The following is a 25,135-nucleotide window of genomic DNA, read 5'->3' as shown; positions in this document are numbered from 1 at the left end:
ATTGCGCTTCGCTCCATCCGGGGTTACCAGGACCAGGAAAGGCCTGCGCGTGACCGACAAAGACCTGCACTACTACGAGCCCGCCAAGGGCCATGGCCTCAAGCACGATCCCTTCAACGCCATCATCGCGCCACGGCCGATCGGCTGGATCGCCTCGCGTGACGCCAAGGGCCACGTCAACCTCGCGCCCTACAGCTTCTTCAACGCTTTCTGCTACACCCCGCCGATCATCGGCTTCTCCTCCACCAACTGGAAGGACACCGTCGGCAATATCGAAGCGACAAAAGAGTTCGTCTGGAATCTCGCCACCATGGACCTGGCGAAACAGATGAACGCAACGGCCGCCCATGTCGGCCCCGAGGTCGACGAATTCAAGATCGCGGGGCTCACCGCCATGCCCGGCAGGCTCGTCAACGTGCCGCGCGTCGGCGAAAGCCCGGTCGCCTTCGAATGCAGGCTGTCCGACATCGTGCGCCTCAAGGGCGCCGATGGCCGGCACGCCGATGCCTGGCTGACGCTCGGCGAGGTCGTCGCCGTCCACATCGACAAGGCCTTCATCAAGGACGGCGTCTACCAGACGGCCGCAGCCCGTCCGATCGTCCGCGCCGGCCGGCGCGGCGACTACTTTGAGATCAAGCCGGAAAACATGTTCGAGATGGTCAGGCCGGATTGATCCGGGCTAGGGTTGGCTCTTCGAGTTCAACGGAGGGGCCTGCACTTGCCAGCGATTCCGTTTTTCAAGGACGCAACGCCACGCGAAATCCGCCTGATGCGTTTCTTCGTCGCCGCCAACGGCGCCGTCGTTGTGTTCTGTGCGGTCTATCTCGTCCGGCACTATTTTGACGTGGGCTTGCGCCGGCCGTGGCTGATGCTGGCGCTGCTCGCCGGCTATTTCGTCGCCGATTTCGTCTCAGGCGCCGTGCATTGGGGGATGGAAACCTGGTTCGACGAGCGCATGCTCGGCCGTGCCGTGAGCATCGCGCGCGAGCATCATACCCATCCGAGCCACGTCCTTCTCTATGGCTTTCTCGAACGGTCCAGTTTCGGCTCGGCGCCGAGCGCTATGGTGTTCGGTCCGATCGCGGTCGCGACTTCGCTGCTTCCTGTGACCGCGCTCACCTACGCGTCGATGATGGTCTGGTTCGTCGTCTGTCTCTGCATGCTGTTCGGCATGCACTTCCACAATCTCGCCCACAGGCCGGCCCGCTTCGCCATCCTGCGCCTTGCACAACGTCTGCATCTGGTGTGCCCGCCGGCGCATCACTGGATCCATCACCGGCAGCAGACCATCCACTATTGCGTCGTGAACGGCTGGGCGAATTATCCTTGCGATCGTCTCCAGCTGTGGCGCGCATTGGAGCGGCTGATCTCGGCGCTGACCGGCGCCGAGCCACGCGCCGATGATCTGGCCTGGCAAATCGAGTTTCGGCAGACTGGAATCCTCACGGCTCCGCGGCGGAAGGGAAGCGAAGCCGAGCCGGTTGCGGACACGCAGCCGGCTCGCTATGCAGGGCGGCTTGCTGCGGGAGGCATGCCGTGACCGACACGACCACGCCGAATGCCGCGATCGAACCGCGCGGCGATCTCTGCATCCGCACGCTCGCGATGCCCGCCGACACCAACGCCAATGGTGACATCTTCGGCGGCTGGCTGCTCAGCCAGATGGACGTCGGTGGCGGCGTATTCGCCTCGAAGGTAGCGAAGTCGCGCACCGTGACGGTTGCGATCCAAGCGATGAATTTTCGTAAAGCGGTCTATGTCGGCGATCTCGTCTCGGTCTATGCCACGCTCGTGCGCGTGGGACGCAGCTCGCTCACCGTGCATCTCGAAGCCTGGGCGCTGCGCCGCGGAGAACAGCATCCGTTCCTCGTCACGGATGGCAACTTCACCTATGTCTCGATCGACGATCACGGTCGCCCGCAGACCGTCAGCCGCACCGTGCCGCCGGTCGCGACGTAAGCGCACGGCGCCTTAACGCATGTGGTGATCGTGCGCCGCGGATGTCGCGGCTTCGCCAAGAACGCGTCACAAAACGGATGAGGTCGCAGCGTACTCCATTGCGTGTCGATTCGGGGTGGAAACGGCCGCAATGCCCATAGGAACCTTTGGGCAGAAACACCGTTATTTGCCCGCACTGAGGAATCACGGGCAATGCCGGACAGCTACATCATCGAAGTCAATTCGCAGACCGCAGGTATCGTCGTACGCAACCCGGAAGGATACCGCTTCTTCGCTTCCTCACACCGCTTCAACCGCCTCGAAGGTCAGGTCTTCCGCAACGCCCGCGAAGCCGAACGCGCAGCGCGACGCCTCGTCAATGGCGATTTGAAGGAAGCGGCGTGATTGGTCGCGCCTGGTGAGTGTTAAGGCCGCTTGTCATTCCGGGCGCGTGTAGCGCGAGCCCGGAATGAGCGCGAATCAGGTCACAACTTCGTCGCCGCGCGCGACAGCAGCTTCCAGTCGTCGCCCTGCTTCTGCCAGTTCATCAGGATGTGCAGGTTGGTCGGCACTTTTTTCCCATCGGCCGCCATCTCCTGCTCGGCGATCCAGTGGAAGCGCACGATCGCGGCCGGGCCCACGACCTTGATCGTCGGGTCCTTGTATTCGATCGACAGGAATTTTGATTTCCCATCCGTGGCGTTGGCGATGAAGGTCGCCTTGTCCTCGACCTTGCCGCTGGAATGGCTATAGCTCAATTCGTCCGCGCAGAGCGCACCGAGCGCCTCGGGATTTGCCGCGATCTGGGCGAGACGAAAAGCCTCGACCTTTTTCGCGACCGCCTCTTCGTCCGCTGAGGCGGCGAGCGCGGGAGCCGCGCCGAGAGCGGCCATTGCAAGGGCCGAGACGGCCAGTCCGCGCCGATTGACGGTCATCGTTTCCTCCTTTTCGCTCTTGCAGGTAGTGTCGCAGCCGCGCGCGATTTTGTCGAGCATCCTCGTTCGTCGTTCCGGGCACGCGCCTTATGGCGCATCCCGGAATGACGAACGAATTTTTCTCCGCTATTGGTGCGTCCCGACAAACAGGAATCATTTGAAATGTCGCAAGCCAGGGGCCAGGCGCTGCTGTTCGACATCGACGGCACGCTCGCCGACACCGACGCGCTGCATCGTGAAGCATTCAACCAGGTCTTCGGCCCGCGCGGTCATGTGTTCGACCACGCCCGGTTTTCGAAGGAGTTGCAGGGCTTCTCCAATGCGTCGATCGGGGAGCGGTTCTTGGCCGAGGAGGCGCCGGAGCGGCGCGCGGCCATCCTCGACGAGAAGGAGCAGATTTTCCGCACGCTGGTGGCCGGGCAGATCAAGCCGGTGCCGGGCCTGATGGCGCTGCTCGACAAGGCGGAGGCGACCGGCATTCCCATGGTCGCCGTCACCAATGCGCCGCGGCTGAATGCCGAGATGCTGCTGTCGGGTCTCGGCATCATGGATCGTTTCAAGGCGATCGTGATCGGCGACGAACTTCCGCACGGCAAGCCGCATCCGCTGCCTTATCTGGAAGGGTTGCGCTTCGCCGGTGCCGCTGCACATGCCTCGATTGCATTCGAGGATTCCCGTTCCGGGATTCAATCGGCCGCGGCCGCAGGCATCCCGACGATCGGCATGCGGACGTCGCTCAGTCACGACGATCTGGTCGCTGCCGGCGCCGTCGCCTCGGCCGGCGCCTATGATGACGAGGCGTTGATGAAGCTGGTCGCGGGCGTCATGAAGTGGTGAGGGCAGGCCGCCGGCGGCAGTTCGTTAACTTTACCGTGCTCTCTCGTTGACCTCGGCGTCGAACCGCCGCACCATGCAAAACTCTGATGTGAGGTTGCCGCCCGTGACCGGATTGACCCATCGCCAGACCGAAATCCTCAACATCGCCCGCGCCTCGGGCCGGGTGATGGTCGAGGAACTCGCGCGCCGCTTCGAGGTGTCGGCGCAGACCATCCGCAAGGATCTCAACGATCTCTGCGAGCGCCGCTCGCTGACCCGCATCCATGGCGGCGCCATCATCGCCTCGGGCGTCGAAAACCTCGCCTATGAGGCGCGGCGCTTCGTCGCCGCCGACGAGAAGAAAGCGATCGGCGCTGCGGCGGCTTCGCTGATCCCGAACGGCTGCTCGCTCTTCATCAACATCGGCACCACGACGGAAGAGGTGGCAAGCGCGCTGACCTCGCACGAGGACCTGCTCGTCATCACCAACAATCTCAACGTTGCGATGCTGCTTTACCGCCATCCGCGCATCGAGGTGGTGGTCGCCGGCGGCACGGTGCGGCGCGCCGACGGGGCGGTGGTCGGCTCGACCGCGACGCAGCTCATCGGCCAGTTCAAGGTCGACTATGCCATCATCGGCGCGTCCGCGATCGACGAGGAGGGCGCGCTGCTCGACTTCGACTATCGCGAGGTGCAGGTGGCGCAGGCGATCATTGCAAATGCGCGCAGCGTCATGCTGGTCGCCGACTCCACGAAGCTGAGGCGCAGCGCACCGGTGCGTATCGCCCATATCAGCCAGATCCAGACCTTCGTCACCGACCAGGAATTGCCCGAGCGCCTCGCCACGATCTGCCACAGCAAGGGCATCGAGGTGGTGGAGGCGATGCCGAAAGGCTTGCCTGATGACGACGCGGCGACAGAGCCCGCACAGGATTCCGCCCCGGAAGCAGCGCCGGTGGTGCGGCTGAGGTAGTCACGACCCCTGTCCACCTTTTCCACTGCGCTTCGTGTCAGTCGCTCATGGAGGCGGCGGGGCTGCCTACTGTTTCATCCTGTTGCCCAGCAAAAATCGTCGGTTTGCCCACGAAAAAAGTTCCAGTTTCGCTTTCTTTCGTCTTGCTTTCGTTTTTGGTTCTGATCTAATCGAAACCGAAAGCAAAATCGCCCAAGCGAATGGGCAATTGCCGGGGGATGCGTCTGTTGGAGCGTATTTTCGACCTCGCCATTATCGGAGGCGGTGTTAACGGTTGCGGCATCGCGCGCGATGCCGTCGGCCGGGGCAACACGGTTTTCCTGTGCGAAATGAACGATTTGGCGAGCGGGACATCGTCCTGGTCAACCAAGCTGGTCCATGGCGGCCTGCGCTACCTCGAATACTACGAGTTCCGCCTGGTCCGCGAGGCGCTGATCGAGCGCGAGATCCTCTGGGGCGTCGCGCCCCATATCATCCGTCCCCTGCGTTTCGTTTTGCCGCATCACGCCGGCCTGCGTCCGGCCTGGCTGCTCCGCCTCGGCCTTTTCCTCTACGACCATATCGGCGGCCGCCACCTGTTGCCGGCGACCCGTTCGGTCGATCTGACCAAGGATGAAGTCGGCCGTCCGCTGATCCCGAACCGCTATTCGCGCGCGTTCGAATATTCCGACTGCTTCGTCGATGACGCTCGCCTCGTCGTGCTCAACGCGCGCGATGCCGCCGACAAGGGCGCCGAGATCCGCACTCGCACCCGTGCCGCCGAAATCCGCCAGTCCGACGGCGTCTGGACCGTCAGCATGGTCGACACCATCACCGGCGCACGCTCGATGATCCGTGCCCGCGCGCTGGTCAACGCCGGCGGCCCCTGGGTCGAGGACGTGCTCGGCCGTGGCGCCGGCGTGAATGCCAGGGCAAAAGTGCGCCTGGTGCAGGGCTCGCACATCGTCGTGAAAAAACTCTACGGGCACGACCGCGCCTACATGTTCCAGAATGCGGACGGTCGCATCATCTTCGTCATTCCCTATCAGGACGACTTCACGCTGATCGGCACCACCGATCGCGACTATGACGGCGACCCCGCCAAGGTGAAGGCGACGCCGGAGGAGATCCAATATCTCTGCACCGCCGCTAGCGAGTATCTGGCCAAGCCGGTGACGCCCGACGAGGTCGTCTGGACCTATTCGGGCGTGCGTCCGCTCTATGACGACGGCGCGAGCGAAGCCAAGGCCGCGACCCGTGACTACGTGTTCGAGCTCGACACGCCCGGCGGCGCGCCGCTGCTCTCGATCTATGGCGGCAAGATCACGACCTACCGCCGCCTCGCCGAAGAAGCGCTCGAGCGCCTCGCGCCCTATTTGCGCAGCGCCAAGGCACGCGAGGGCTGGACCGGCAAATGGCCGCTGCCCGGCGGCGACATGGACGTGTCGGCCGTCGACGCGCTGATCGCGGACCTCCAGCGCGGCTATCCCTTCCTTTCCGTCGAGCATGCCCGCCGCCTGGCGCGGGCTTATGGCACCCGTGCCATCAAGCTCCTGGGCGACGCCAAATCGGCGGCCGATCTCGGCCAGTCCTTCGGCGCGACGCTGACGGAACGCGAGGTTCGCTATCTCTTGAACAACGAATGGGCAGTGACCGCCGAGGATATCGTCTGGCGGCGCTCCAAGCTTGGCCTGCGACTAAGTGCCGATCAGATCGCGGCACTCGACGACTGGATCGCCAGCCATGCCGTGTCGCAAAGTCCCCTGCTCGAAGCAGGAGGACGCTCATGACCGTCACACTGGATCACGTCAGCCGTTCTGTGGACGGCGTTCCGCATATCAGCGACGTTTCGCTGACGCTCGACGGCGGTACGCTCAACGTGCTGCTCGGACCGACGCTGTCGGGCAAGACCTCGATCATGCGGCTGCTCGCAGGGCTGGATAAGCCGACCACGGGCAGGGTGCTGGTCAACGGCAAGGACGTCACCGGCATCGACGTGCGCCAGCGCTCGGTCGCGATGGTCTACCAGCAGTTCATCAACTACCCCTCGCTCACGGTCTACGAGAACATTGCCTCGCCGCTGCGCGTGCAAGGCAAGCCGCGCGAGGAGATCGAGAAGCGCGTCGCGGAAGCCGCAAAGCTGCTGCGGCTCGAGCCCTTCCTGAAGCGCACGCCGCTCCAGCTTTCCGGCGGTCAGCAGCAGCGCACCGCGATCGCGCGCGCGCTTGTGAAGGGCGCCGATCTCGTTCTGCTCGACGAACCGCTCGCCAATCTCGACTACAAGCTCCGCGAAGAACTGCGCGCCGAGCTGCCGCGCATCTTCGAGGCTTCCGGCGCGATCTTCGTCTATGCGACGACCGAGCCCTCCGAAGCGCTGCTGCTCGGTGGCAACACCGTCTGCATGTGGGAGGGCCGTGCGCTCCAGATGGGCGAGACCTCCAATGTCTACCGGCGCCCGCAAACGCTCCGTGTCGCTCAGGTCTTCTCCGATCCTCCGCTCAATCTGGTCGGCATCGAGAAGAAGAACGGGCAGGTCGCTTATGCCGGCGGCAGCTCGGCACCGGCCTCCGGCCTTTACGCCGGACTCGCCGACGGACCCTATCGCGTCGGCTTCCGTGCCCACCAGCTCGGGCTCGCCGATGGCCAGACCGATCGCCACGCCTTCCACGCCACAGTGACGGTGACCGAGATCACCGGTTCGGAGAGTTTCGTGCATTTGACTCGCGACGGATCGAACTGGGTTGCGGTGCTGCACGGCGTGCACGAGTTCGAGCCGGGGCAGACGCTCGACGCCGTGCTCGATCCGCAGGATGTCTTCGTATTCGACGCGGCCGACCGCCTGGTCGCTGCGCCCAGCTCCACTAATACGTGAGGGAGGTGCGCCATGGCCCGCATTGACCTCGTCGATCTCGCGCACTCCTACGGAGTCAATGATGCCGCCCCGGAGAGCTTTGCGTTGAAGCCGGTGACCATGACCTGGCGGCAGGGCGGCGCCTATGCGCTGCTCGGGCCTTCGGGCTGCGGCAAGACCACGCTGCTCAACGTCATCTCCGGCATCATCACGCCCTCGCGCGGAAAAATCCTGTTCGACGGCAAGGACATCACACCGCTGTCAACCCAGAAGCGCAACATCGCCCAGGTGTTCCAGTTTCCGGTGATCTACGACACCATGACGGTGGGGGAGAACCTGGCGTTTCCGCTGAAGAACCGCGGCGTGCCGAAGGCCGAAATCGAAAAGCGTGTGACCCAGATCGGCCGCCTGCTCGATCTCGAGCCCTATCTGAACCGCAAGGCGACGCGGCTCACGGCGGACGCGAAGCAGAAGATCTCGCTCGGCCGGGGCCTCGTGCGCAACGACGTCGCCGCCGTGCTGTTCGACGAGCCGCTGACGGTGATCGATCCCGAGCTGAAATGGCAGCTCCGCTCGAAGCTGAAGGCGCTGCACCGCGAGCTCGATCTCACGATGATCTACGTCACCCACGATCAGACCGAGGCGCTGACCTTCGCCGACACCGTGGTGGTGATGCATGACGGCCGGGTGGTGCAGAGCGGCACGCCGGCCGAGCTGTTCGACAAGCCCGCGCACACGTTCGTCGGCTACTTCATCGGCTCGCCCGGCATGAACATCATGCCGGCGGAAGTGAAAGGCCGCGAGGCGCGGATCGACGGCCATGTCATCGCGCTCAATCGCAGCTACGACCATCTGCCCGCCGGGGCCAAGATCGAGATCGGCGTGCGCCCGGAATTCGTCGACGTGGTCGCGCCGTCGCCGGGACTGCTCACCTCGAAGATCGACCGGATCGACGATCTCGGTCGCATCCGCTTCGCCCGCGTGCGCGTCGGCGATGCCAAGCTCGCTGCCCGCGCGCCGGGCGGCTTCACCAGCTCCGACGGCTCCGCCGGGCTGAAATTCGATCCATCCCATGTCCACGTTTATGCGGACAGCCTTCTGGTGGAGGGAGCCGCCTGATGGACAAGACCGTCAATCAAAAAGCCTGGTTCCTGGTCCTGCCGGTGTTCCTGGTCGTCGCCTTCTCCGCGGTGATCCCGCTGATGACGGTGGTGAACTATTCGATGCAGGACACATTCGGCAATAACCAGTTCTTCTGGAACGGTGTCGGCTGGTTCAAGGAATTGCTCGATCCCTCGACCGATCTCGGCGGCCGCTTCCTGGCCTCGCTCGGCCGCAACCTGTTCTTCTCGCTCGTCATCCTCGCCATCGAGGTGCCGCTCGGCATCGTGATCGCGCTGTCGATGCCGCGCGATGGCTGGACGGTGGCGGCCTGCCTCGTGATCCTCGCACTGCCGCTGCTGATTCCGTGGAACGTCGTCGGCACGATCTGGCAGATCTTCGGCCGCCCCGACATCGGCCTGCTCGGTTACACGCTGAACAGCCTCGGCATCAACTACAATTACGTCGCCAACGATCTCGATGCCTGGGTCACCGTCATCGTCATGGACGTCTGGCACTGGACCAGCCTGGTTGCGCTCTTGTGCTATGCCGGCCTGAAGTCGATTCCCGACGCCTATTACCAGGCGGCGCAGATCGACGGCGCCTCGCGCTGGGCGGTGTTCACCGCGATCCAGCTTCCGAAGATGAATCGCGTGCTGCTGATCGCGGTGCTGCTGCGCTTCATGGACAGCTTCATGATCTACACCGAGCCGTTCGTCGTCACCGGCGGCGGCCCCGGCAACTCCACGACCTTCGTCTCGATCGAACTCGTCAAGATCGCGCTCGGCCAGTTCGACCTCGGCAAGGCCGCGGCCCTGTCGCTGGTCTACAATCTGATCATCCTGATCGTCTGCTGGGTGTTCTACACCGTGATGACCAACGCCGGCGTCGAGCGCAAAACGCAGGCGGAGAAAGAGCCCGCGGCGGAGCGCAAGCCCGCCGGTGCGCTCCAGCCCGCGCATGCGCTTCAGCCCAAGGAAGGAGTGGCCTGATGCACTCGATCCCCGGCCGACGCGTCATCATGGCGCTGTTCCTGATCTTCCTGCTGTTGCCGATCTACTGGCTCGTCAACATGAGCTTCAAGACCAACGGCGAGATCGTCTCGACGATGACGCTGTGGCCGCACGCGCCGACGCTGCAGCACTACAAGCGCATCTTCACCGACGAGAGCTGGTATTCGGGCTACATCAACTCGCTGGAATACGTCGTCCTCAATACCCTCATCTCGATCACCGTGGCGCTGCCGGCCGCCTACGCCTTCTCGCGGTACCGCTTCCTCGGCGACAAGCACCTGTTCTTCTGGCTGTTGTCGAACCGGATGGCGCCGGCCGCGGTCTACGCGCTGCCGTTCTTCAACCTCTATTCGGCGATCGGGCTGTTCGATACGCCCTGGGCCGTTGCGCTCGCGCACTGCATCTTCAACGTGCCGCTCGCGGTGTGGATCCTCGAAGGCTTCGTGTCCGGCGTGCCGCGCGAGATCGACGAAACGGCCTTCCTCGACGGCTATTCCTTCCCGCGCTTCTTCGTGAAGATCCTGATCCCGCTGATCGCGAGCGGCATCGGCGTCGCCGCCTTCTTCTGCTTCATGTTCTCCTGGGTCGAGCTCTTGCTCGCGCGCACGCTGACCTCGGTGCAGGCCAAGCCGATCGCGGCAATCATGACGCGCACGGTGTCCGCGGCGGGCATGGACTGGGGCCTTTTGGCTGCCGCCGGCGTGCTCACCATCATTCCGGGCGCGCTCGTGATCTGGTTTGTCCGCAACTATATCGCGCGCGGCTTCGCGCTCGGCCGGGTGTGAGGAGGCTCTGATGGAATCCATCGCATGGATGGCCTGGACCATACCGACCGCGATTTTCTTCGGCGCGCTCGCCTGCACGCTCGCGGTGATGACGTATCTTGCCGCGGCCTATCCCGAGGCGGAGCGCGTCGGTGCCTTACGCATTCCGACCACGCGCGGCGATCGCCTGTTCATCTCGCTGATCGCGGCCGCTGTCATCCATCTCGCGTGGATCGGCCTCGTCGGCACCGACACGATCGGCACGCTGCCGATCGGGGAGGAAGGGTTTGAACTGTCGAGCCTGTGGCTCGCATCAGGAATTTCGCTTGTCACGGCCGCGCTCATATTCCGCACGGTCTGAAGCTCGCGAAGAAGACCAGATCCGGGGGTCAACCCGGGCCTGTTAGAGTTTGTCGCTGCAACGGAGGAACAACATGCGACAGTTTAGGAGAAGGAAAGGTCCATTGATCAAGATCAGCTTTCTAACCGTATCTAGTGCCGCGGCTATCATTGCGGCTGCATTCGCGACTTCGGCGCCGGTTCGCGCCGCCGACGACGCCACGATCCAGAAATGGATCGCGGAATTCCAGCCCTCGACCCTGTCGAAGGACGACCAGAAGAAGGAGCTCGAGTGGTTCGCCAAGGCCGCCGAACCCTTCAAGGGCATGGAGATCAACGTCGTCTCCGAGACGATCGCGACTCACGAATACGAGTCGCAGACGCTCGCCAAGGCGTTCACCGAACTCACCGGCATCAAGCTCAAGCACGACATCATCCAGGAAGGTGATGTCGTCGAGAAGCTGCAAACGCAGATGCAGTCCGGCAAGAACGTCTATGACGGCTGGATCAACGACTCCGACCTGATCGGCACCCACTTCCGCTACGGCCAGACCATCGTCCTTTCGGACTACATGAAGGGCGAGGGCAAGGACGTCACCGACCCGATGCTCGACGTCGACGACTTCATCGGCAAGTCGTTCGGCACGGCACCAGACGGCAAGCTCTATCAGTTGCCAGACCAGCAGTTCGCGAACCTCTACTGGTTCCGCTACGACTGGTTCACCAACCCCGACTACAAGGCCAAGTTCAAAGCCAAGTATGGCTACGAGCTCGGCGTGCCCGTGAACTGGTCCGCCTATGAGGACATCGCCGAGTTCTTCACCAACGACATCAAGGAGATCAACGGCGTCAAGGTCTATGGCCATATGGACTATGGCAAGAAGGACCCCTCGCTCGGATGGCGTTTCACCGACGCCTGGCTTTCGATGGCCGGCAACGGTGACAAGGGCATTCCGAACGGTCTGCCGGTCGACGAATGGGGCATCCGTATGGAAGGCTGCCGTCCGGTCGGCTCCTCGATCGAGCGTGGTGGCGACACCAACGGTCCGGCCGCGGTCTACGCGATCAGCAAGTATCTCGACTGGCTGAAGAAGTATGCCCCGCCGCAGGCCCAGGGCATGACCTTCTCCGAGTCTGGTCCGGTACCTGCCCAGGGCAACATCGCCCAGCAGATCTTCTGGTACACCGCCTTCACCGCCGACATGGTGAAGCCCGGCATCGCCGTGATGAACGCGGACGGTACGCCGAAGTGGCGTATGGCTCCGTCTCCGCACGGCTCGTACTGGAAGGAAGGCATGAAGCTCGGCTACCAAGACGCCGGCTCGCTCACGCTGTTGAAGTCAACCCCGGCTGACCGCCGCAAGGCGGCCTGGCTCTATCTCCAGTTCATCGTGTCCAAGTCGGTGTCGCTGAAGAAGAGCCATGTCGGTCTCACCTTCATCCGTGAATCCGACATCTGGGACAAGTCGTTCACTGAGCGTGCGCCGAAGCTCGGCGGTCTGATCGAGTTCTACCGCTCGCCCGCTCGCGTGCAGTGGACCCCGACCGGCAACAACGTGCCTGACTATCCGAAGCTCGCGCAGCTCTGGTGGCAGAACATCGGCGACGCGTCGTCCGGTGCGAAGACGGCGCAGGCCGCGATGGACTCGCTCGCTGCCGCACAGGACTCCGTCATGGAGCGTATCGAGAAGTCGGGCGTGCAGGGCGCCTGCGGTCCGAAGCTCCACAAGAAGGAGTCGGCCGAGTACTGGTTCGCGAAGGCCGAGAAGGACGGCACCATCGCGCCCCAGCGCAAGCTCGCCAACGAGAAGCCGAAGGGCGAAACGATCGACTACGACACGCTGATCAAGTCGTGGCCTGCCACCCCGCCCAAGCGCGCGGAAGTGAAGTAAGGCGTACCAGCCCACGCCATCCGCAACACGAAAGGCCGGGAGCAATCCCGGCCTTTCTCTTTCGTTGGGTCGCATGACGCCTCCGCACCATCATTGCGAGCCACCGGGTCCGCGCGTAGCGCGGCCCGATGACAGGCTCCGCGAAGCAATCCAGATTCTTTTCCGCGGTGGCAGTCTGGATCGCTTCGTCGCTGTCGCTCCTCGCAAGGACGAGCCGGTAGCACGCGCGTCCCACGCTCTCACTGTCATCGCCCGCGGAAGGCGGGCGATCGAGTATTCCAGAGGCGGTGACGACTACGGAGAAGCCGCGGCGTACTGGATTCCCCGCTTTCGCGGGGAATGACAGTGGATGTTGCAGTCACGTATGGCGCGGCGCCCTGTCATGTTGTCCTCGGCTTTCGCCAGGACGACATCGGCTTGGTTCCCGGCCGTCCTAACCCAATCCACCCCACCCGCTTGACTCCGCGCGGCCTCAAATTCATAGTTAGCATAATGCGATCGAAGTAATCGCATAGCAATTACCACGGACAGGCGGTCGGGGCCACTGGCGGTCCCCATCCGGGAGGCCGGTTGATGGCATTGATCGAGGCGTTCAAGCGCTTGCTGGGCGACACGGCCGTGCTGACTCGCGAGGAGGACCTCGCGGGCCTGATCGAGGATTGGCGCGGCCGCTTTCGTGCCCCGGCGCTGTGCGCCGTGCTTCCGGCGAACACCGAACAGGTCGCGGCCATCGTCCGCCTCTGCGTCGAGAACGGCACGCCGGTGCTGCCGCAGGGCGGCAACACCAGCCTGTGCGGCGGCGCGACGCCCTCCGAACTCTCGATGCCGCCGGTCATCATCCTTCTGACCCGCATGCGCGCTATCCGGTCGATCGATCCCGTCAACAACACCATGGTGGTCGACGCCGGCTGTGTGCTGGCCACCATCCAGGCCGCCGCCGCAGCGGCAGACCGGCTTTATCCCGTGAGCCTCGGCGCCGAAGGCTCCTGCCAGATCGGCGGCAACATCGCTACCAACGCCGGCGGCACCGGCGTGCTGCGCTATGGCAACACGCGTGACAACGTGCTCGGCCTCGAGGTCGTGCTCTCCGACGGCTCGATCTGGGACGGCCTCTCGGCGCTGCGCAAGAACAACACCGGCTACGACCTCAAGCATCTCTTCATCGGCTCGGAAGGCACGCTCGGCATCATCACCGGGGCCGTCTTGAAGCTGCATCCGTTGCCGAAGGCGGAAGCCGTGGCGTGGCTCGCCGTCGACAATCCGCAACGCGCGCTCGACATGCTCGGCCTGTTTCAGGCCGCCTGCAACTCGCAGCTCTCGGCCTTCGAGTTGATGAACGCCAGGCAGATCGAGCTTGTGCTGGAGAAACTGCCGGGCCGCCGCTGTCCGGTGGAGCGGATCGACACCTGGCACGTCCTGGTCGAACTGTCCGACACCGGCAACGCGGAAGAGCTTGCGGCCACGATGCAGGCCGTGCTCGAGCGCGCGCTCGAGGACGGCATCATCAGCGACGGCGTCGTCGCGGCGAGCGAGGCGCAGTGCAAGGCGATGTGGCTGGTACGTCACAGCGTGTCGGAAGCCAACAAGAAGGCGGGCGTGGGCCTGACCTCCGATACGGCGGTGCCGGTATCGGCCGTGCCGGCCTTCATTGAGGGAGCGATGGCGGCCGTGCGCGCCATCGTGCCGGATCTGCCCTTCGTGATCGTCGGTCATATGGGTGACGGTAACATCCATCTGATCCCGTTCTTTGGCTTCGCCGAATGGGACGCGCTTGATGATCGCGATGCTGTCGCGCAAAAAATCCGCCGTGCCATGAACGACGTCGCAAGCTCGCTGCGCGGCACCTTCAGCGCCGAGCACGGGGTCGGACGCACGCTGACCGGCGAGATGTCCCGCTACAAGCAGCCTGTCGAGCTCGCGCTGATGCGCGCCGTGAAACAGGCGTTCGATCCAAAGGGCCTCTTCAATCCCGGCCGCGTTCTACCGTGACCAACAATTGCAACATCACACAGAGGGGACTGACATGAGCCATCTTCCGAAGATCATCACCTCCCGCCGCCGCCTGCTTCTCGGTGCCGGCGCCGGTGCCGTCGCGCTCGCTGCGCCGGCCGTCTGGTCTCCGTCGCGGGCCGCAGGAAAACGCATCGTGGTGCGTGACGACGGCGGCATCTACACCAAGGCCTATGGTGCGGTGTTCTATCGTCCGTTCACCGAAGCAACCGGCATCGAGGTGGTCGGGGTGCAGGCCAATGCCGAGCCGGTCGCGCAGATCAAGACCATGGTCGATACCAAGAACTACACCTGGGACATGGCCAAGATCAGCTGGCCCGCGATCCTGCTGCTGACCACCGGCGGCAAGCAATATCTCGAAAAGCACGGCCTCGAATCCGAACCCGTCATCAAGTCGATCCCGGCCGAGTTCATGTCGCCCTACGGCGTCGGCACCAACGTCTACACCACCGTGCTGGCTTACCGCACGGACGCCTTCAAGGGCCGCAAGGCGCCGCAATCCTGGGCGGACTTCTGGAACGTGGCGGAGTTTCCGGGACGCCGCGCCGTGCGCAAGCATCCGTTCGACACGATCGAGGAGGCGCTGATGGGCGCGGGCGTGCCGACCGCGCAGGTCTACCCCTGCGATCTCGACAAGGCCTTTGCTTCGCTCGACAAGATCAAGTCGAGTGTGGCGGTGTGGTGGACCAGCGGTGCGCAGGTCGAGCAGATGCTGACCTCGGGCGAGATCGATCTGTTGCCGACCTGGGTGTCGCGTCCGCAGGCAGCCCAAGCGGCCGGCGCTCCTGTCGAGATCGTCTGGAATCAGGGGATCTGGGGCGGCGACAACTGGTCGATCCTCGCCGGCACGCCGAATGCGGATGCCTGCCGCGAGTTCATCAAGTTTGCCTCCGATCCGAAGCGCCAGGCGGCGCTGATGGAGTATTTCCCCGCGGGCCTCACGCAGCCGGAGGCCTTCAACTACGTCAAGCCGGAGCTTGCCAAGAACTGTCCGACCTATCCGGACAACATCAAGGCAGGCCTGAAGATCGATGCGAAGTTCTGGTACGACAACCAGGCCGCGGTCATCGAGCGCTTCAATAGCTGGATCCTGGCTTGAGCCTGAAGCGTCGCGAATTGGAGCTGGGCATGACATCGTCGAGCTTGCGCGTCAAAGGACTGACCAAGCGCTATGGCGACTTCGTCGCGCTGGCATCGACCAGTCTCGACGTCGCGAAAGGGGAATTCCTCACGCTGCTCGGCCCTTCGGGGTCGGGCAAGACCACGCTGCTCAGCCTGATCGCGGGGCTCGCGCACCCGGACGAAGGTCAGATCCTGGTCGACGATGCCGATGTAACGCATAGCCCGGCCTATGACAGGGACATCGGCGTCGTGTTCCAGAACTACGCGCTGTTTCCTCACATGACGGTGGAGGACAACATCGCGTTTCCGCTGAAGATGCGGAAGGTCGCCGATGCCGACGCGCGCCGGCGCACAGCGGAGGCGCTGGAGACGGTTCGCCTGCCGCATGTCGCAAAACGCTATCCGCGCGAGCTCTCGGGCGGTCAGCAGCAGCGCATTGCGCTCGCGCGCTGCATCGTCTACCGGCCCGCGATCATCCTGATGGATGAGCCGCTCGGCGCGCTCGACAAGAAGCTGCGCGACCAGATGCAGCTCGAGATCAAGCGCATCCATCGCGAGCTCCGCACCACGATCATCTACGTGACCCACGATCAGGAGGAGGCGATGACCATGTCGGATCGCATCTGCCTGATGAACGCAGGCGCGATCGAGCAACTCGGCACGCCGGAGGACCTCTACTTCCGCCCGCAATCGGTCTTCGTCGCGGACTTTCTCGGCGAGTCCAACCTGCTCAGCGCCACGGTCCGGCAGGTCGATGCGCAGGGGCTCGATATCGTGCTGGCCGACCAGACGGCGGCCTCGCGCGCCGTCGGCAACGGCGCGAGCTTCACGGCCGGCGAGCCGATCAAGCTCATGGTCCGGCCCCAGAACCTCCACGTCGCGGACGCGGCGAACGGCAAGCTCACCGGCAGGCTGGTCGACGTGATGATCAGCGGCAGCATGACGCGGCTTTACATCGCGCCCGAAAAGGCCGACATGCCGCAACTCGTCGCGGCCTATCCCACGCGATCGAGCGCGGCGCCTTACGAGATCGGCCAGCGCGTCTCGCTCGGCTGGAATTCCGCGGATGCCGTGGCGATCCGCGACGGCAGGGGACACTGACGCCATGGCATTGGCCAAAGCGCCTGCGATCGAGCCGGGACAGCTCCGGACCGCGACGCGCTCGCGCGCCCGGTCGCAGGCCTGGACCTGGGCCGCGATGGGCGGCCCGCTCGTCCTGCTGCTGGTGCTCTTCCTGATCTATCCGGTCGGCCAGTTGCTGCTGCTCAGCATCTACAACGACAGCGGATTCACGCTTGCGCCGTACCGCCAGCTCTTCGCTTCATCCGTCTATGTCGATGTCCTCCTCATCACCCTGAAGATCTCGCTGGTGACGACGCTGGTGTGCGTCGTCACCGGTTACCCGATCGCCTATCTCATTTCTGTCGGCAAGGAACGGAAGGCAACACTGCTGTTCTGGGTGCTGCTGTCGTTCTGGACCAGTTTTCTGGTCCGCGCATTCGCCTGGATTGTGCTGCTCGGGCGCAACGGCGTCATCAACAAGCTTCTGTTGTCGCTCGGTATCATCTCGAGCCCGGCGAGCCTCCTCTATAATTTCGGCAGCGTCCTCGTCGGCATGGTGAACGCGCTGCTGCCGCTTGCCGTGCTGACCATGCTCTCGGTGATGGAGAACATCGACCGTAACCTGCCGCGTGCAGCCGCAACGCTCGGGGCGCGGCCGGGGATGGCGTTCTGGAAGATCTATTTTCCGCTCTCGCTGCCCGGCGTCGCCGCGGCTGGCATCATGGTGTTCGTCACCGCGATCGGTTTCTTCATCGTGCCGGCGCTGCTTGGCGGACGCCGCGAGACCATGATCACGCAATTGATCATCGACCAGGTTCAGCAGACGTTGAACTGGGGATTTGCCGGCGCAATCTCCGTGCTTCTCCTGATCGTCGTGCTCATCGTCTTTGCGGCCTATGACCGGCTGCTCGGCCTGTCGACCATGACTGGGGCGGCAGAGCCCCGCAACGTGGCGCCCTCGCGCCTCGCAGGTCCCCTCCAAAGGATCGGCGACGCCGTACTGACGCTGCTCGGTGTGATCTCCGATCGCATTATTCTCGCGCTGCCGTCACGCCGTCGCGAGCGCAATCCGGACCAGGCGGGCCTCGGCTTGCAGGCCTTCGTCTGGACCATGCTCATCGTCATCAGTGCGCCGACGATTTTGATGATCCCGCTGTCGTTTGGCACCGGCGGCCTCAACTGGCCGCCGCAGGGATTTACGCTGCACTGGTATGAGACCGTGCTGCATTCGCCGGTATGGACCCAGGCGTTTCTGCGCTCGCTGCTGGTTGGTCTGGGGACGGGCGGGCTCGCCATGCTGATCGGAACGCCGGCGGCGTTCCTGCTGGTGAGGAGCAACATCCCCGGCAAGGCCGCCTGGCTCGCCTTCATCCTGTCGCCGATCGTCGTGCCGCGCATGATCATTGCGGTCGGCATGTTCTACGTGTTCGCGAGCATGGGCCTCGTTGGCAGCGCCTTTGGCCTCATTCTCGGACATACCGTCGTCGCGGTGCCCTACGTCGTCATGACCATGATGGCGGTGCTGCGCAACTACGACACGCGGCTCGACCATGCCGCGCAAAGCCTTGGCGCACGTCCCTTTGCGACGCTGCGCTACATCACCTTTCCCATTCTCGGCGCGGGCATGTTCTCCTCGTTCCTGTTCGCCTTCGCGACCTCGTTCGATGAACTCACCATCGCGCTGTTCGCGACCGGCGGCCTCAACGCCACGCTGCCAAAGCAGTTCTGGGACGAGGTGACGCTTCAGGTCTCGCCCGTGATCGCCGCCGTCTCCACCTGCCTGTTCATCTTCATGGGGCTCCTGATTTTCGTCGCCGAACGCCTGCGTCGGCGCGCTGCCGCAAGGTAGTCATCCCGCGTTCTAACCAGAGGTTCTCCTTATGCTCACTGCAAATCGTCTTCGCGGCCTGCTCCCCGCCATTCCGACCCCGGTCAAGACCGACGATACGATCGATGCCGAGGCGGTCTCGGCGCTGTTTGCCTGGCTGCTCAAGCAGGGCATCGACGGCGTGGTGCCGCTCGGGGGTACCGGCGAATATGGTGCACTGTCACGCGCCGAGCGCATCCGGATGGCGGATCTGTCGGTGAAGGCCATGGCGGGCAGGGGGCCGGTGATCGCGGGCGTGCTCGACACCGGTTTCCACGACGCTCTTCAGGCGGGCAAGGAATTCGCCGCCGAGGGCGTGGATGGCCTCCTGGTCCTTACGCCATATTATACCAATCCGACTCAGACCGGCGTCCGCGACTATTTCCTGCGCTATGCCGACGCCTCGCCGGTGCCCGTCCTGATCTACGAGATTCCCTACCGGACCCGGATCGCGATCGAGCCCAGGATTTTGCATGAGCTCTCGAAGCATCCCAACATCATCGGCATGAAGGCCTGCAATCTCGACATGTATCATTTCCTGCAGGTGGTGGCCGGTGTCGACGACAGCTTCACGGTCCTGAGCGGCGAGGACAGCCTGTTTCCGCTGCATCTCGCGGCCGGCGCCAAGGGTGGCATCATCGTCACCGCCTGTCTGTTGCCGCGCGCCTGGCGGCAGATCTACGAGACGGCAATTGCCGGCCGTACCACGGAGGCACTGGAGCTGCACCGCCGGCTGATCCCCTTCATGAACATGGCGTTTGCCGAGACCAATCCGGGGCCGATGAAAGCGGTGATGGACATGGTCGGCGTCGACGCGCCGCGGATGCTGGCGCCCCTGGTGCAGCCGGCGCCGGCGCTGGTCTCGGCATTCCGGGCCGAGCTCGGCAAGCAACTGGCGATCTCGGAAGGGATTGCGTGAGGCAAGGGACGGCAGATGACGGGCAGCGGCAAGGGTGGCACGAAGAAGGTGCGCAAGGCCAAGAGCACGGGAAAGGGCGCGGGGAAGAGTGCCGAGCTGGCGCGCTCGTCGCTGTTCGTCGGCTCGACCGAGAAGGCCTTTCAGGTCCTTCACGCCTTCGACGGGCCGCAACGCTTCATGACGCTTGCCGATATCGCGCGTGCGGCCAATCTCGACCGCAGCGCCACCCAGCGCCTGGTCTACACGCTGGAAGCGCTCGGCTACCTCAAGCGCATCGAGGGCACGCGCAATTACGGGCTGACCTCGAAGGTGCTCCAGTTCTCCCACAGCTATCTCAAGGCCAACGAGCTGATCGACCGGGCCTCGCCGCATCTGCTCGAGATCAGCCGCAATCTCGGCGAGACCTGCAACCTGCATGAGCTCGACGGTCACGAGGTCGTGTTCGTGGCGCGCTTTCCCGGGCAGCACCTCATCAACGTCGACATCGTGATCGGCAGCCGGTTGCCGACCTTCTTCACGGCGTCCGGCACGGCGATCCTGTCGGCGCTTCCGGAGGAGGAGCGGCTCGATCTTCTCGAGCGGACGCCGCTCGAGAAGCTGACGCCGTTCACGGTGACCGATCCGAAGGTGCTACTGGAGCGCATTCGCGTTGCTGCGCAGCGCGGCTATGCCGTGATCATGAACGAGACCGTGATGGGCGACATCTCCGTCGCAGCACCGATCATCGACGAGCATGGCCGCGCGGTCGCCGCCATCAACATCTCGGTGCCGACCACGCGCTGGACCAAGGAGCGCGCCGAGGCCGAGCTCGTGCAGCATGTCCATGTCGCCGCGACCTCGATCTCGAAGTCGAAATTCAACCGCTACGCCGCCTGATGCGGATGCTGCTGAATGCCGACGACTACCGCGGCCGCGCGCGAAAATTCCTGCCGCGCGGCCTGTTCGAGTATATCGAGCGCGGCACCGAGGACGAGGTCGCGCTGCGGCGCCTGCGCGCCTCGCTCGATGAGATCACGCTGACGCCATCGCTGCTGACCGGGCACGAAAGGCGATCGTTCGACACGACGCTCCTGGGACAGCGCCTCGCAGCACCGCTCGTCGTGGCGCCGACCGCGCTCGCCGGTCTTGTCGCGCATGATGGCGAGACCAAACTGGCGCGCGCGGCCTCGCGCGTCGGAATCCCCGTCTGTATCTCGACGCAGTCGGTGACGACAGTCGAAACCATCCGGCGCGGCGCGCCCGATGCGACGTTGTGGTTTCAGCTCTATGTCTGGCGCGATCGGGCACTGACGGCGAGGCTTCTGGAGCGCGCTCGCGCCTGCGACTGCGAGACCGTGGTCGTCACGGCCGATACGCCCGTTGCGCCGAACCGCGAGTACAACAAGCGCAATGGCTTCGGCATTCCGTTCGTGCCGAGCCTGCGCAGCACGATCGACGTCGCGCTGCATCCGCGTTGGTTCGTCAGCGTTCTCGCGCAATATCTCGTGGGCGAAGGCATGCCGACCTACGGACACTATCCGGACGTGTTCCGCACCGCCATCACCCGGCCGAGCATCGCGGAGGCCGTGCGGCTCGACCATCGCCTCAAATGGGACGACGTGCGCTGGCTGCGCCAGATCTGGCCGGGCAAGCTGATCGTCAAGGGCGTTTTGGCCGTCAAGGACGCGGAGACCGCGGCCGAGGCCGGCTGTGAGGCAATCGTGGTTTCCGCCCATGGCGGACGCAATCTCGACTGCCTGCCTGCACCGGCGGAATGCATTCAGGCCATCGCGTATGCAGTGAACGGACGGCTGACCGTGCTCGCCGACAGCGGCGTCCGTCGCGGCACGGACGTGCTGAAATATCTCGCGCTCGGCGCCGAGGCCGTCCTGCTCGGGCGCCTGCCGCTCTGGGGCCTCGCCGCCGGCGGCGAGGCTGGCGCGGAGGCCGTGCTGCGGATGGTCATCGGCGAGATGGATACAGCGATGGCGTTCCTCGGAGCGGAACGCGTGACGGAGCTGAAAGCGTCGCTTCGCTAAGACCAAGGCCGGGATTGCTCCGGGCCTTCATGTGCATGGTGTCTCCACGCCGTCATTGCGAGGAGCGGAGCGACGAAGCAATCCACTCTGTCACCGCGGGAGCATTCCTGGATTGCTTCGCTTCGCTCGCAATGACGGTGGATGAGCGCGAGCGAGCGCTACTCCGCCGCGTCCGCGGCCTCCAGCGTGGGATAGTCCGTATAGCCCTTGGCGCCGCCGCCGTAGAACGTGTTCTTGTCCCACTCATTGAGCGGCGCGCCTTTCTTCAACCGCTCGACCAGGTCGGGGTTGGAGATGAACGGCTTGCCGAACGCGATGAGGTCGGCAGCGCCGGCATCGAGCACCTTGGTCGCCAGCTCGAAATCGTAGCCATTGTTGGCGATGTAGGCGCCGGAGAAGCGCTTGCGCAGATCCGCATAGTCGAACGGCGCGAAATCGCGCGGGCCGCCGGTCGCGCCCTCCACGACATGGAGATACACGAGCTTGAGCGCATTGAGACCGTCGACGATGTGGTCGAACAGGGCTTGCGGATTGCTGTCGGAAATATCGTTCGCCGGCGTCACCGGCGAGATGCGGATGCCGGTGCGCTCCGCGCCCGCCTCGACGGCGACGGCCCTCGACACCTCCAGCATCAACCTGGCACGGTTCTCGATCGAGCCGCCGTATGCGTCGGTGCGCTTGTTGGCGCCGTCTTTTGCAAACTGGTCGAGCAGATAGCCGTTGGCGCCGTGGATCTCGACGCCGTCGAAACCGGCTTCCAGCGCATTCTTCGTGGCGCGCTTGAAATCGTCGATGATCGCCGGAATCTCGGCGAGCTCGAGCGCGCGCGGCTCGGAGACGTCGGCGAAGGTACCGTTGACGAAGGTTTTGCCCTTGGCGCGGATCGCGGAGGGGGCGACCGGCGCGCCGCCACTCGCCTGCAGCGCTGTGTGCGAGATGCGCCCGACATGCCAGAGCTGGATGAAGATGCGCCCGCCGCGCTCATGCACGCGATCAGTGACCTTGCGCCAGCCGGCGACTTGTTCTTTCGAGTAGATGCCGGGCGTGTCCTGATAGCCCTGGCCCTGCTGGGAGATCTGGCTCGCTTCGGTGACCAGGAGTCCGGCTGAGGCGCGCTGCCCGTAATAGTCGGCCGCAAGCGGGCTCGGCACGAAGGTCCCGGGCGCAGCGCGATTGCGCGTCAGGGGCGCCATCACGAAGCGGTTGGCCAGCGTGATCGGGCCAAGCTTAAGGGACTCGAACAATTTGGTGGGACGGCTCATGGGCGTATGCTCTCAGGCAGTGGCAGGTCAAGCAGACTTGTGCATCGCCACACGCCGTGCAAGGGCGAAGCCATACGCAAACTGCAGGCGAGCTACGCCGAGGCGGCAGTGAGGATGCCGAAAGAGGATGGTTCTTCTGCAGTTTCGTCCGCGGCAGCGGAGTTGATCTCCGTGCCACGGAAAATATGGATCACAAATTTCAGGTCATGCCGAGGAAGTCGCGTTTGCCGATCTCGACACCGTTGTGACGCAGGATCCCGTGCGCGATCGCGGCATGGAAATAGAAGTTCGGCAGGGAGACCGAGCTGAAGAATTGCTGCCCCTTCAATGTAACGGATCGGTCGGGGCCGGCCGGGAATGTGACGTCCTTGGCGTCGGCGCCGTCGAACTGCTCTGGCTTGAACGATTTCACGAAGTCGATCGTCTTCGCCAGCCGCTGTTTCAATTCCGCGAACGTCGTTTCGGTGTCCGGCATCGACGGCACCTCCGTGTGCGTGAGCCGCGCGCAGCCCTTGGCCGCGAAGTCGCTGACGAGCTGGATCTGCTTGCCGAACGGCAGCATGTCCGGGAAAAGCCGAGATCCGATCAACACGCCGGGTTCGATCTTCCTGGCCGCGCAATGGGTTTCCGCCTTGGTGAGCAGGCCGGTGAGACTGTTCAGCATCTGCAAATAGGCAGGGACGACGGCGTCGTAAAAGGACATGTGATGCTCTCTTCTCTTTGGGATGTCAGGAGGTACCCTGATCCCAAGACATGGGAGCATCCCAGAAAAATACAATCGGCGATCGGGCCACGGCAGCGCAAAAATTCCACCACACCAACTTGCGACGATATCATTCGCACCGCTCTCTCCGCCCGTCATCGCCCAGCTTGACCGGCCGATCCAGTGCGTAGGCCTCGACGTCTCTGAAATACTGGATGCCCGCTTTCGCGGGTCATGACAGCGAGGAGGTGTCTATCGCACCACGCCTGCCGGCTGGGCCTGCGCGGTGCCGCCGCGCATGCGCGCGAGCAGCTCGGCCGTCGGCCAGGAATCCGCGGGCAGGCCGTACTTGATCTGCATCGCCTTCACGGCACTGCGGCTCTGCTGGCCCAGCACGCCGTCGACCTTGCCGACGTTGAAGCCGGCACGCACCAGGAGCTGCTGCAATTCCTTCAGCTCGTTGAACGGCAGTTGCGCCACCGGCTGCGCCGGCTTGCGCATGGGTGCCGCGCCGGCAATGCGCGAGGCGAGATAACCGGCGGTGGTGGAATAGATCAGCGAATTATTCCACTCGGTGTAGGCCGCGAAATTCGGATAGGCCATGAAAGCGGGTCCCGTCCGCCCCATCGGCAGCAGTACGGAGGCGGCGAGATTGTCGTTCGGCAGCAGCCGGCCGTCGGGATAGGTCACACCCAGCTGCGCCCATTTCGAGCGCGGCTGCTGCACCGAGAGATCGGTCTGCTCCCAAGGCAGGTTCGCGGGCACCTTGATCTCTTCCAGCCACGGCTCGCCGCGCCGCCACTTCAACCCGTTGGCGATATAGTTCGCGGTCGAGCCGATCACGTCGGGTCCGCTGCGCAAGAGATCGCGCCGGCCGTCGCCGTCATAGTCGACGGCGTAGTTGACGTAGTGCGTCGGCAAGAACTGCGTCTGCCCGAGCTCGCCGGCCCAGGAGCCGATCATCTCGGAGGGCGTGAGATCGCCGCGGTCGATCACCTTGAGCGCTGCAACGGTCTCGCCCACGAACATCTCCGAGCGGCGGCAATCATAGGCGAGCGAAACCAGCGATTTCAGCGTCGGCAGATTGCCCATGTTGGCGCCGAAATCGCTTTCCAGTCCCCAGAATGCGGCGATCACCGCGGGCGGCACGCCGTATTCCTTCTCGGCGCGCGCGAACGCCGCCGCATAGGTCTTGATGTGCTGCTGGCCATTCTGCATGCGATAGGTCGCGGCCATCCGGCCGGCGAACTCGGTGAAAAGCTGGCCGAACACGCGCTGGCCGCGGTCGCGGTTGACGATGCCCTGGTCGTAGACGAGGTAGGGCGAGGCCTCGCTGATCGTGCGCTGCGACACGCCCGCGGCGATCGCTTGTTGCTTCACGTCGGCGAGGAAGCGGTCGAAGCTCGCGCCATTGTGGCACGAGGCCGCGCGCGCCGAGGGCGCAGCGGGCTTCGGCGCAACAGGCTTTGCGGGTGGCGGGAGCAGTTGGGCGGAAGCGGTAGGGGAAAGTGCGAGCAACGTGACGGCCGCGATCGCAAATCGGGTCTGGATCATAGGGGTTCCGGCGGAGG

24 protein-coding genes are annotated in these 25,135 nt (G+C 64.3%); 20 read left to right on the top strand and 4 right to left on the bottom strand.

Annotated features, from left to right (window positions below; genetic code table 11):
* Positions 1 to 49: 49 nt before the first annotated feature.
* From QA640_RS33975 to QA640_RS33960, 4 genes are all read left to right on the top strand, one after another.
* On the top strand, positions 50 to 673 hold the full coding sequence (locus tag QA640_RS33975; protein ID WP_283037160.1) for a flavin reductase family protein: 624 nt from the start codon (positions 50 to 52) through the stop codon (positions 671 to 673).
* A 45-nt stretch (positions 674 to 718) separates the two neighbouring features.
* Positions 719 to 1,540, top strand: coding sequence for a fatty acid desaturase CarF family protein (locus QA640_RS33970; protein WP_283037159.1), 822 nt, complete (start codon positions 719 to 721; stop codon positions 1,538 to 1,540).
* A gap of 65 nt (positions 1,541 to 1,605) precedes the next feature.
* Positions 1,606 to 1,959: an acyl-CoA thioesterase gene (locus tag QA640_RS33965; protein ID WP_283042967.1), complete on the top strand. Its 354-nt coding sequence runs from the start codon at positions 1,606 to 1,608 to the stop codon at positions 1,957 to 1,959.
* 192 nt (positions 1,960 to 2,151) lie between these two features.
* A complete protein-coding gene (locus tag QA640_RS33960; RefSeq protein ID WP_283037158.1) occupies positions 2,152 to 2,343 on the top strand; it encodes a hypothetical protein in 192 nt (63 codons plus the stop codon).
* An 80-nt stretch (positions 2,344 to 2,423) separates the two neighbouring features.
* On the opposite strand, the gene QA640_RS33955 is transcribed toward QA640_RS33960, so the two are convergent.
* Positions 2,424 to 2,873, bottom strand: a complete 450-nt coding sequence (locus tag QA640_RS33955; protein ID WP_283037157.1) for a nuclear transport factor 2 family protein — start codon at positions 2,871 to 2,873, stop codon at positions 2,424 to 2,426.
* 162 nt (positions 2,874 to 3,035) lie between these two features.
* On the opposite strand from QA640_RS33955, the gene QA640_RS33950 reads away from it, so the two are divergent.
* The 16 genes from QA640_RS33950 to QA640_RS33875 all read left to right on the top strand — a co-directional run bounded on the left by QA640_RS33950 (position 3,036) and on the right by QA640_RS33875 (position 21,599).
* Positions 3,036 to 3,710: an HAD-IA family hydrolase gene (locus tag QA640_RS33950; RefSeq protein ID WP_283037156.1), complete on the top strand. Its 675-nt coding sequence runs from the start codon at positions 3,036 to 3,038 to the stop codon at positions 3,708 to 3,710.
* Between the two features lie 103 nt (positions 3,711 to 3,813).
* Positions 3,814 to 4,662, top strand: a complete 849-nt coding sequence (locus QA640_RS33945) for a DeoR/GlpR family DNA-binding transcription regulator (protein ID WP_283037155.1) — start codon at positions 3,814 to 3,816, stop codon at positions 4,660 to 4,662.
* Positions 4,663 to 4,880: 218 nt separating this feature from the next.
* Positions 4,881 to 6,431, top strand: coding sequence for a glycerol-3-phosphate dehydrogenase (gene glpD / locus QA640_RS33940; RefSeq protein ID WP_283037154.1), 1,551 nt, complete (start codon positions 4,881 to 4,883; stop codon positions 6,429 to 6,431).
* Positions 6,428 to 7,513 carry an ABC transporter ATP-binding protein gene (locus tag QA640_RS33935; protein WP_283037153.1) on the top strand — a complete coding sequence of 362 codons (1,086 nt, stop codon included), beginning with the start codon at positions 6,428 to 6,430 and terminating at the stop codon, positions 7,511 to 7,513. Before glpD ends, QA640_RS33935 begins: the two co-directional genes overlap by 4 nt.
* A gap of 12 nt (positions 7,514 to 7,525) precedes the next feature.
* Positions 7,526 to 8,611, top strand: coding sequence for an ABC transporter ATP-binding protein (locus tag QA640_RS33930; protein ID WP_283037152.1), 1,086 nt, complete (start codon positions 7,526 to 7,528; stop codon positions 8,609 to 8,611).
* On the top strand, positions 8,611 to 9,585 hold the full coding sequence (locus tag QA640_RS33925) for a sugar ABC transporter permease (RefSeq protein ID WP_283037151.1): 975 nt from the start codon (positions 8,611 to 8,613) through the stop codon (positions 9,583 to 9,585). The genes QA640_RS33930 and QA640_RS33925 overlap by 1 nt, the downstream gene beginning before the upstream one ends.
* A complete protein-coding gene (locus tag QA640_RS33920; protein ID WP_283037150.1) occupies positions 9,585 to 10,391 on the top strand; it encodes a carbohydrate ABC transporter permease in 807 nt (268 codons plus the stop codon). The genes QA640_RS33925 and QA640_RS33920 overlap by 1 nt, the downstream gene beginning before the upstream one ends.
* 10 nt (positions 10,392 to 10,401) lie before the next feature.
* Positions 10,402 to 10,731, top strand: a complete 330-nt coding sequence (locus QA640_RS33915; RefSeq protein WP_283037149.1) for a DUF2160 domain-containing protein — start codon at positions 10,402 to 10,404, stop codon at positions 10,729 to 10,731.
* 73 nt (positions 10,732 to 10,804) lie between these two features.
* Positions 10,805 to 12,601 carry an ABC transporter substrate-binding protein gene (locus tag QA640_RS33910; RefSeq protein WP_283037148.1) on the top strand — a complete coding sequence of 599 codons (1,797 nt, stop codon included), beginning with the start codon at positions 10,805 to 10,807 and terminating at the stop codon, positions 12,599 to 12,601.
* Between the two features lie 573 nt (positions 12,602 to 13,174).
* A complete protein-coding gene (locus tag QA640_RS33905; RefSeq protein ID WP_283037147.1) occupies positions 13,175 to 14,590 on the top strand; it encodes an FAD-binding oxidoreductase in 1,416 nt (471 codons plus the stop codon).
* Positions 14,591 to 14,624: 34 nt separating this feature from the next.
* Positions 14,625 to 15,710, top strand: a complete 1,086-nt coding sequence (locus QA640_RS33900; RefSeq protein WP_283037146.1) for an ABC transporter substrate-binding protein — start codon at positions 14,625 to 14,627, stop codon at positions 15,708 to 15,710.
* Positions 15,711 to 15,739: 29 nt separating this feature from the next.
* Complete coding sequence (locus QA640_RS33895; protein ID WP_283037145.1) at positions 15,740 to 16,834, top strand: ABC transporter ATP-binding protein; 1,095 nt, start codon at positions 15,740 to 15,742, stop codon at positions 16,832 to 16,834.
* Positions 16,835 to 16,838: 4 nt separating this feature from the next.
* Positions 16,839 to 18,644 carry an ABC transporter permease subunit gene (locus QA640_RS33890; protein WP_283037144.1) on the top strand — a complete coding sequence of 602 codons (1,806 nt, stop codon included), beginning with the start codon at positions 16,839 to 16,841 and terminating at the stop codon, positions 18,642 to 18,644.
* A 31-nt stretch (positions 18,645 to 18,675) separates the two neighbouring features.
* Positions 18,676 to 19,581: a 4-hydroxy-tetrahydrodipicolinate synthase gene (gene dapA, locus QA640_RS33885; RefSeq protein WP_283037143.1), complete on the top strand. Its 906-nt coding sequence runs from the start codon at positions 18,676 to 18,678 to the stop codon at positions 19,579 to 19,581.
* A gap of 15 nt (positions 19,582 to 19,596) precedes the next feature.
* Positions 19,597 to 20,457, top strand: a complete 861-nt coding sequence (locus QA640_RS33880) for an IclR family transcriptional regulator C-terminal domain-containing protein (protein WP_283037142.1) — start codon at positions 19,597 to 19,599, stop codon at positions 20,455 to 20,457.
* Positions 20,457 to 21,599 (top strand): alpha-hydroxy acid oxidase, encoded by a 1,143-nt coding sequence (locus tag QA640_RS33875; RefSeq protein ID WP_283037141.1) that lies wholly within the window; start codon positions 20,457 to 20,459, stop codon positions 21,597 to 21,599. Before QA640_RS33880 ends, QA640_RS33875 begins: the two co-directional genes overlap by 1 nt.
* Before the next feature lie 158 nt (positions 21,600 to 21,757).
* On the opposite strand, the gene QA640_RS33870 is transcribed toward QA640_RS33875, so the two are convergent.
* From QA640_RS33870 to QA640_RS33860, 3 genes are all read right to left on the bottom strand, one after another.
* On the bottom strand, positions 21,758 to 22,861 hold the full coding sequence (locus QA640_RS33870; protein WP_283037140.1) for an alkene reductase: 1,104 nt from the start codon (positions 22,859 to 22,861) through the stop codon (positions 21,758 to 21,760).
* A 199-nt stretch (positions 22,862 to 23,060) separates the two neighbouring features.
* Entirely contained in the window at positions 23,061 to 23,564 is a 504-nt protein-coding gene (locus QA640_RS33865) for a DUF1993 domain-containing protein (protein ID WP_283037139.1), read from the bottom strand.
* Between the two features lie 252 nt (positions 23,565 to 23,816).
* Positions 23,817 to 25,118 carry a lytic murein transglycosylase gene (locus QA640_RS33860; RefSeq protein WP_283037138.1) on the bottom strand — a complete coding sequence of 434 codons (1,302 nt, stop codon included), beginning with the start codon at positions 25,116 to 25,118 and terminating at the stop codon, positions 23,817 to 23,819.
* Positions 25,119 to 25,135 lie beyond the last annotated feature (17 nt).

It is taken from the genome of Bradyrhizobium sp. CB82, assembly GCF_029714405.1.
GTDB lineage: Bacteria > Pseudomonadota > Alphaproteobacteria > Rhizobiales > Xanthobacteraceae > Bradyrhizobium.
Note: the sequence above shows the minus strand (reverse complement) of the source record. Positions and strands in the feature narration are given on the sequence as shown.

Coding starts and splice junctions, on each gene's coding strand:
- QA640_RS33965 (WP_283042967.1), top strand. CDS start 1,606: ATGCCCGCCGACACCAACGCCAATGGTGACATCTTCGGCGGCTGGCTG.
- QA640_RS33960 (WP_283037158.1), top strand. CDS start 2,152: ATGCCGGACAGCTACATCATCGAAGTCAATTCGCAGACCGCAGGTATC.
- QA640_RS33955 (WP_283037157.1), bottom strand. CDS start 2,873: ATGACCGTCAATCGGCGCGGACTGGCCGTCTCGGCCCTTGCAATGGCC.
- QA640_RS33950 (WP_283037156.1), top strand. CDS start 3,036: ATGTCGCAAGCCAGGGGCCAGGCGCTGCTGTTCGACATCGACGGCACG.
- glpD (WP_283037154.1), top strand. CDS start 4,881: ATGCGTCTGTTGGAGCGTATTTTCGACCTCGCCATTATCGGAGGCGGT.
- QA640_RS33935 (WP_283037153.1), top strand. CDS start 6,428: ATGACCGTCACACTGGATCACGTCAGCCGTTCTGTGGACGGCGTTCCG.
- QA640_RS33930 (WP_283037152.1), top strand. CDS start 7,526: ATGGCCCGCATTGACCTCGTCGATCTCGCGCACTCCTACGGAGTCAAT.
- QA640_RS33925 (WP_283037151.1), top strand. CDS start 8,611: ATGGACAAGACCGTCAATCAAAAAGCCTGGTTCCTGGTCCTGCCGGTG.
- QA640_RS33920 (WP_283037150.1), top strand. CDS start 9,585: ATGCACTCGATCCCCGGCCGACGCGTCATCATGGCGCTGTTCCTGATC.
- QA640_RS33915 (WP_283037149.1), top strand. CDS start 10,402: ATGGAATCCATCGCATGGATGGCCTGGACCATACCGACCGCGATTTTC.
- QA640_RS33910 (WP_283037148.1), top strand. CDS start 10,805: ATGCGACAGTTTAGGAGAAGGAAAGGTCCATTGATCAAGATCAGCTTT.
- QA640_RS33905 (WP_283037147.1), top strand. CDS start 13,175: ATGGCATTGATCGAGGCGTTCAAGCGCTTGCTGGGCGACACGGCCGTG.
- QA640_RS33900 (WP_283037146.1), top strand. CDS start 14,625: ATGAGCCATCTTCCGAAGATCATCACCTCCCGCCGCCGCCTGCTTCTC.
- QA640_RS33895 (WP_283037145.1), top strand. CDS start 15,740: ATGACATCGTCGAGCTTGCGCGTCAAAGGACTGACCAAGCGCTATGGC.
- QA640_RS33890 (WP_283037144.1), top strand. CDS start 16,839: ATGGCATTGGCCAAAGCGCCTGCGATCGAGCCGGGACAGCTCCGGACC.
- dapA (WP_283037143.1), top strand. CDS start 18,676: ATGCTCACTGCAAATCGTCTTCGCGGCCTGCTCCCCGCCATTCCGACC.
- QA640_RS33880 (WP_283037142.1), top strand. CDS start 19,597: ATGACGGGCAGCGGCAAGGGTGGCACGAAGAAGGTGCGCAAGGCCAAG.
- QA640_RS33875 (WP_283037141.1), top strand. CDS start 20,457: ATGCGGATGCTGCTGAATGCCGACGACTACCGCGGCCGCGCGCGAAAA.
- QA640_RS33870 (WP_283037140.1), bottom strand. CDS start 22,861: ATGAGCCGTCCCACCAAATTGTTCGAGTCCCTTAAGCTTGGCCCGATC.
- QA640_RS33865 (WP_283037139.1), bottom strand. CDS start 23,564: ATGTCCTTTTACGACGCCGTCGTCCCTGCCTATTTGCAGATGCTGAAC.
- QA640_RS33860 (WP_283037138.1), bottom strand. CDS start 25,118: ATGATCCAGACCCGATTTGCGATCGCGGCCGTCACGTTGCTCGCACTT.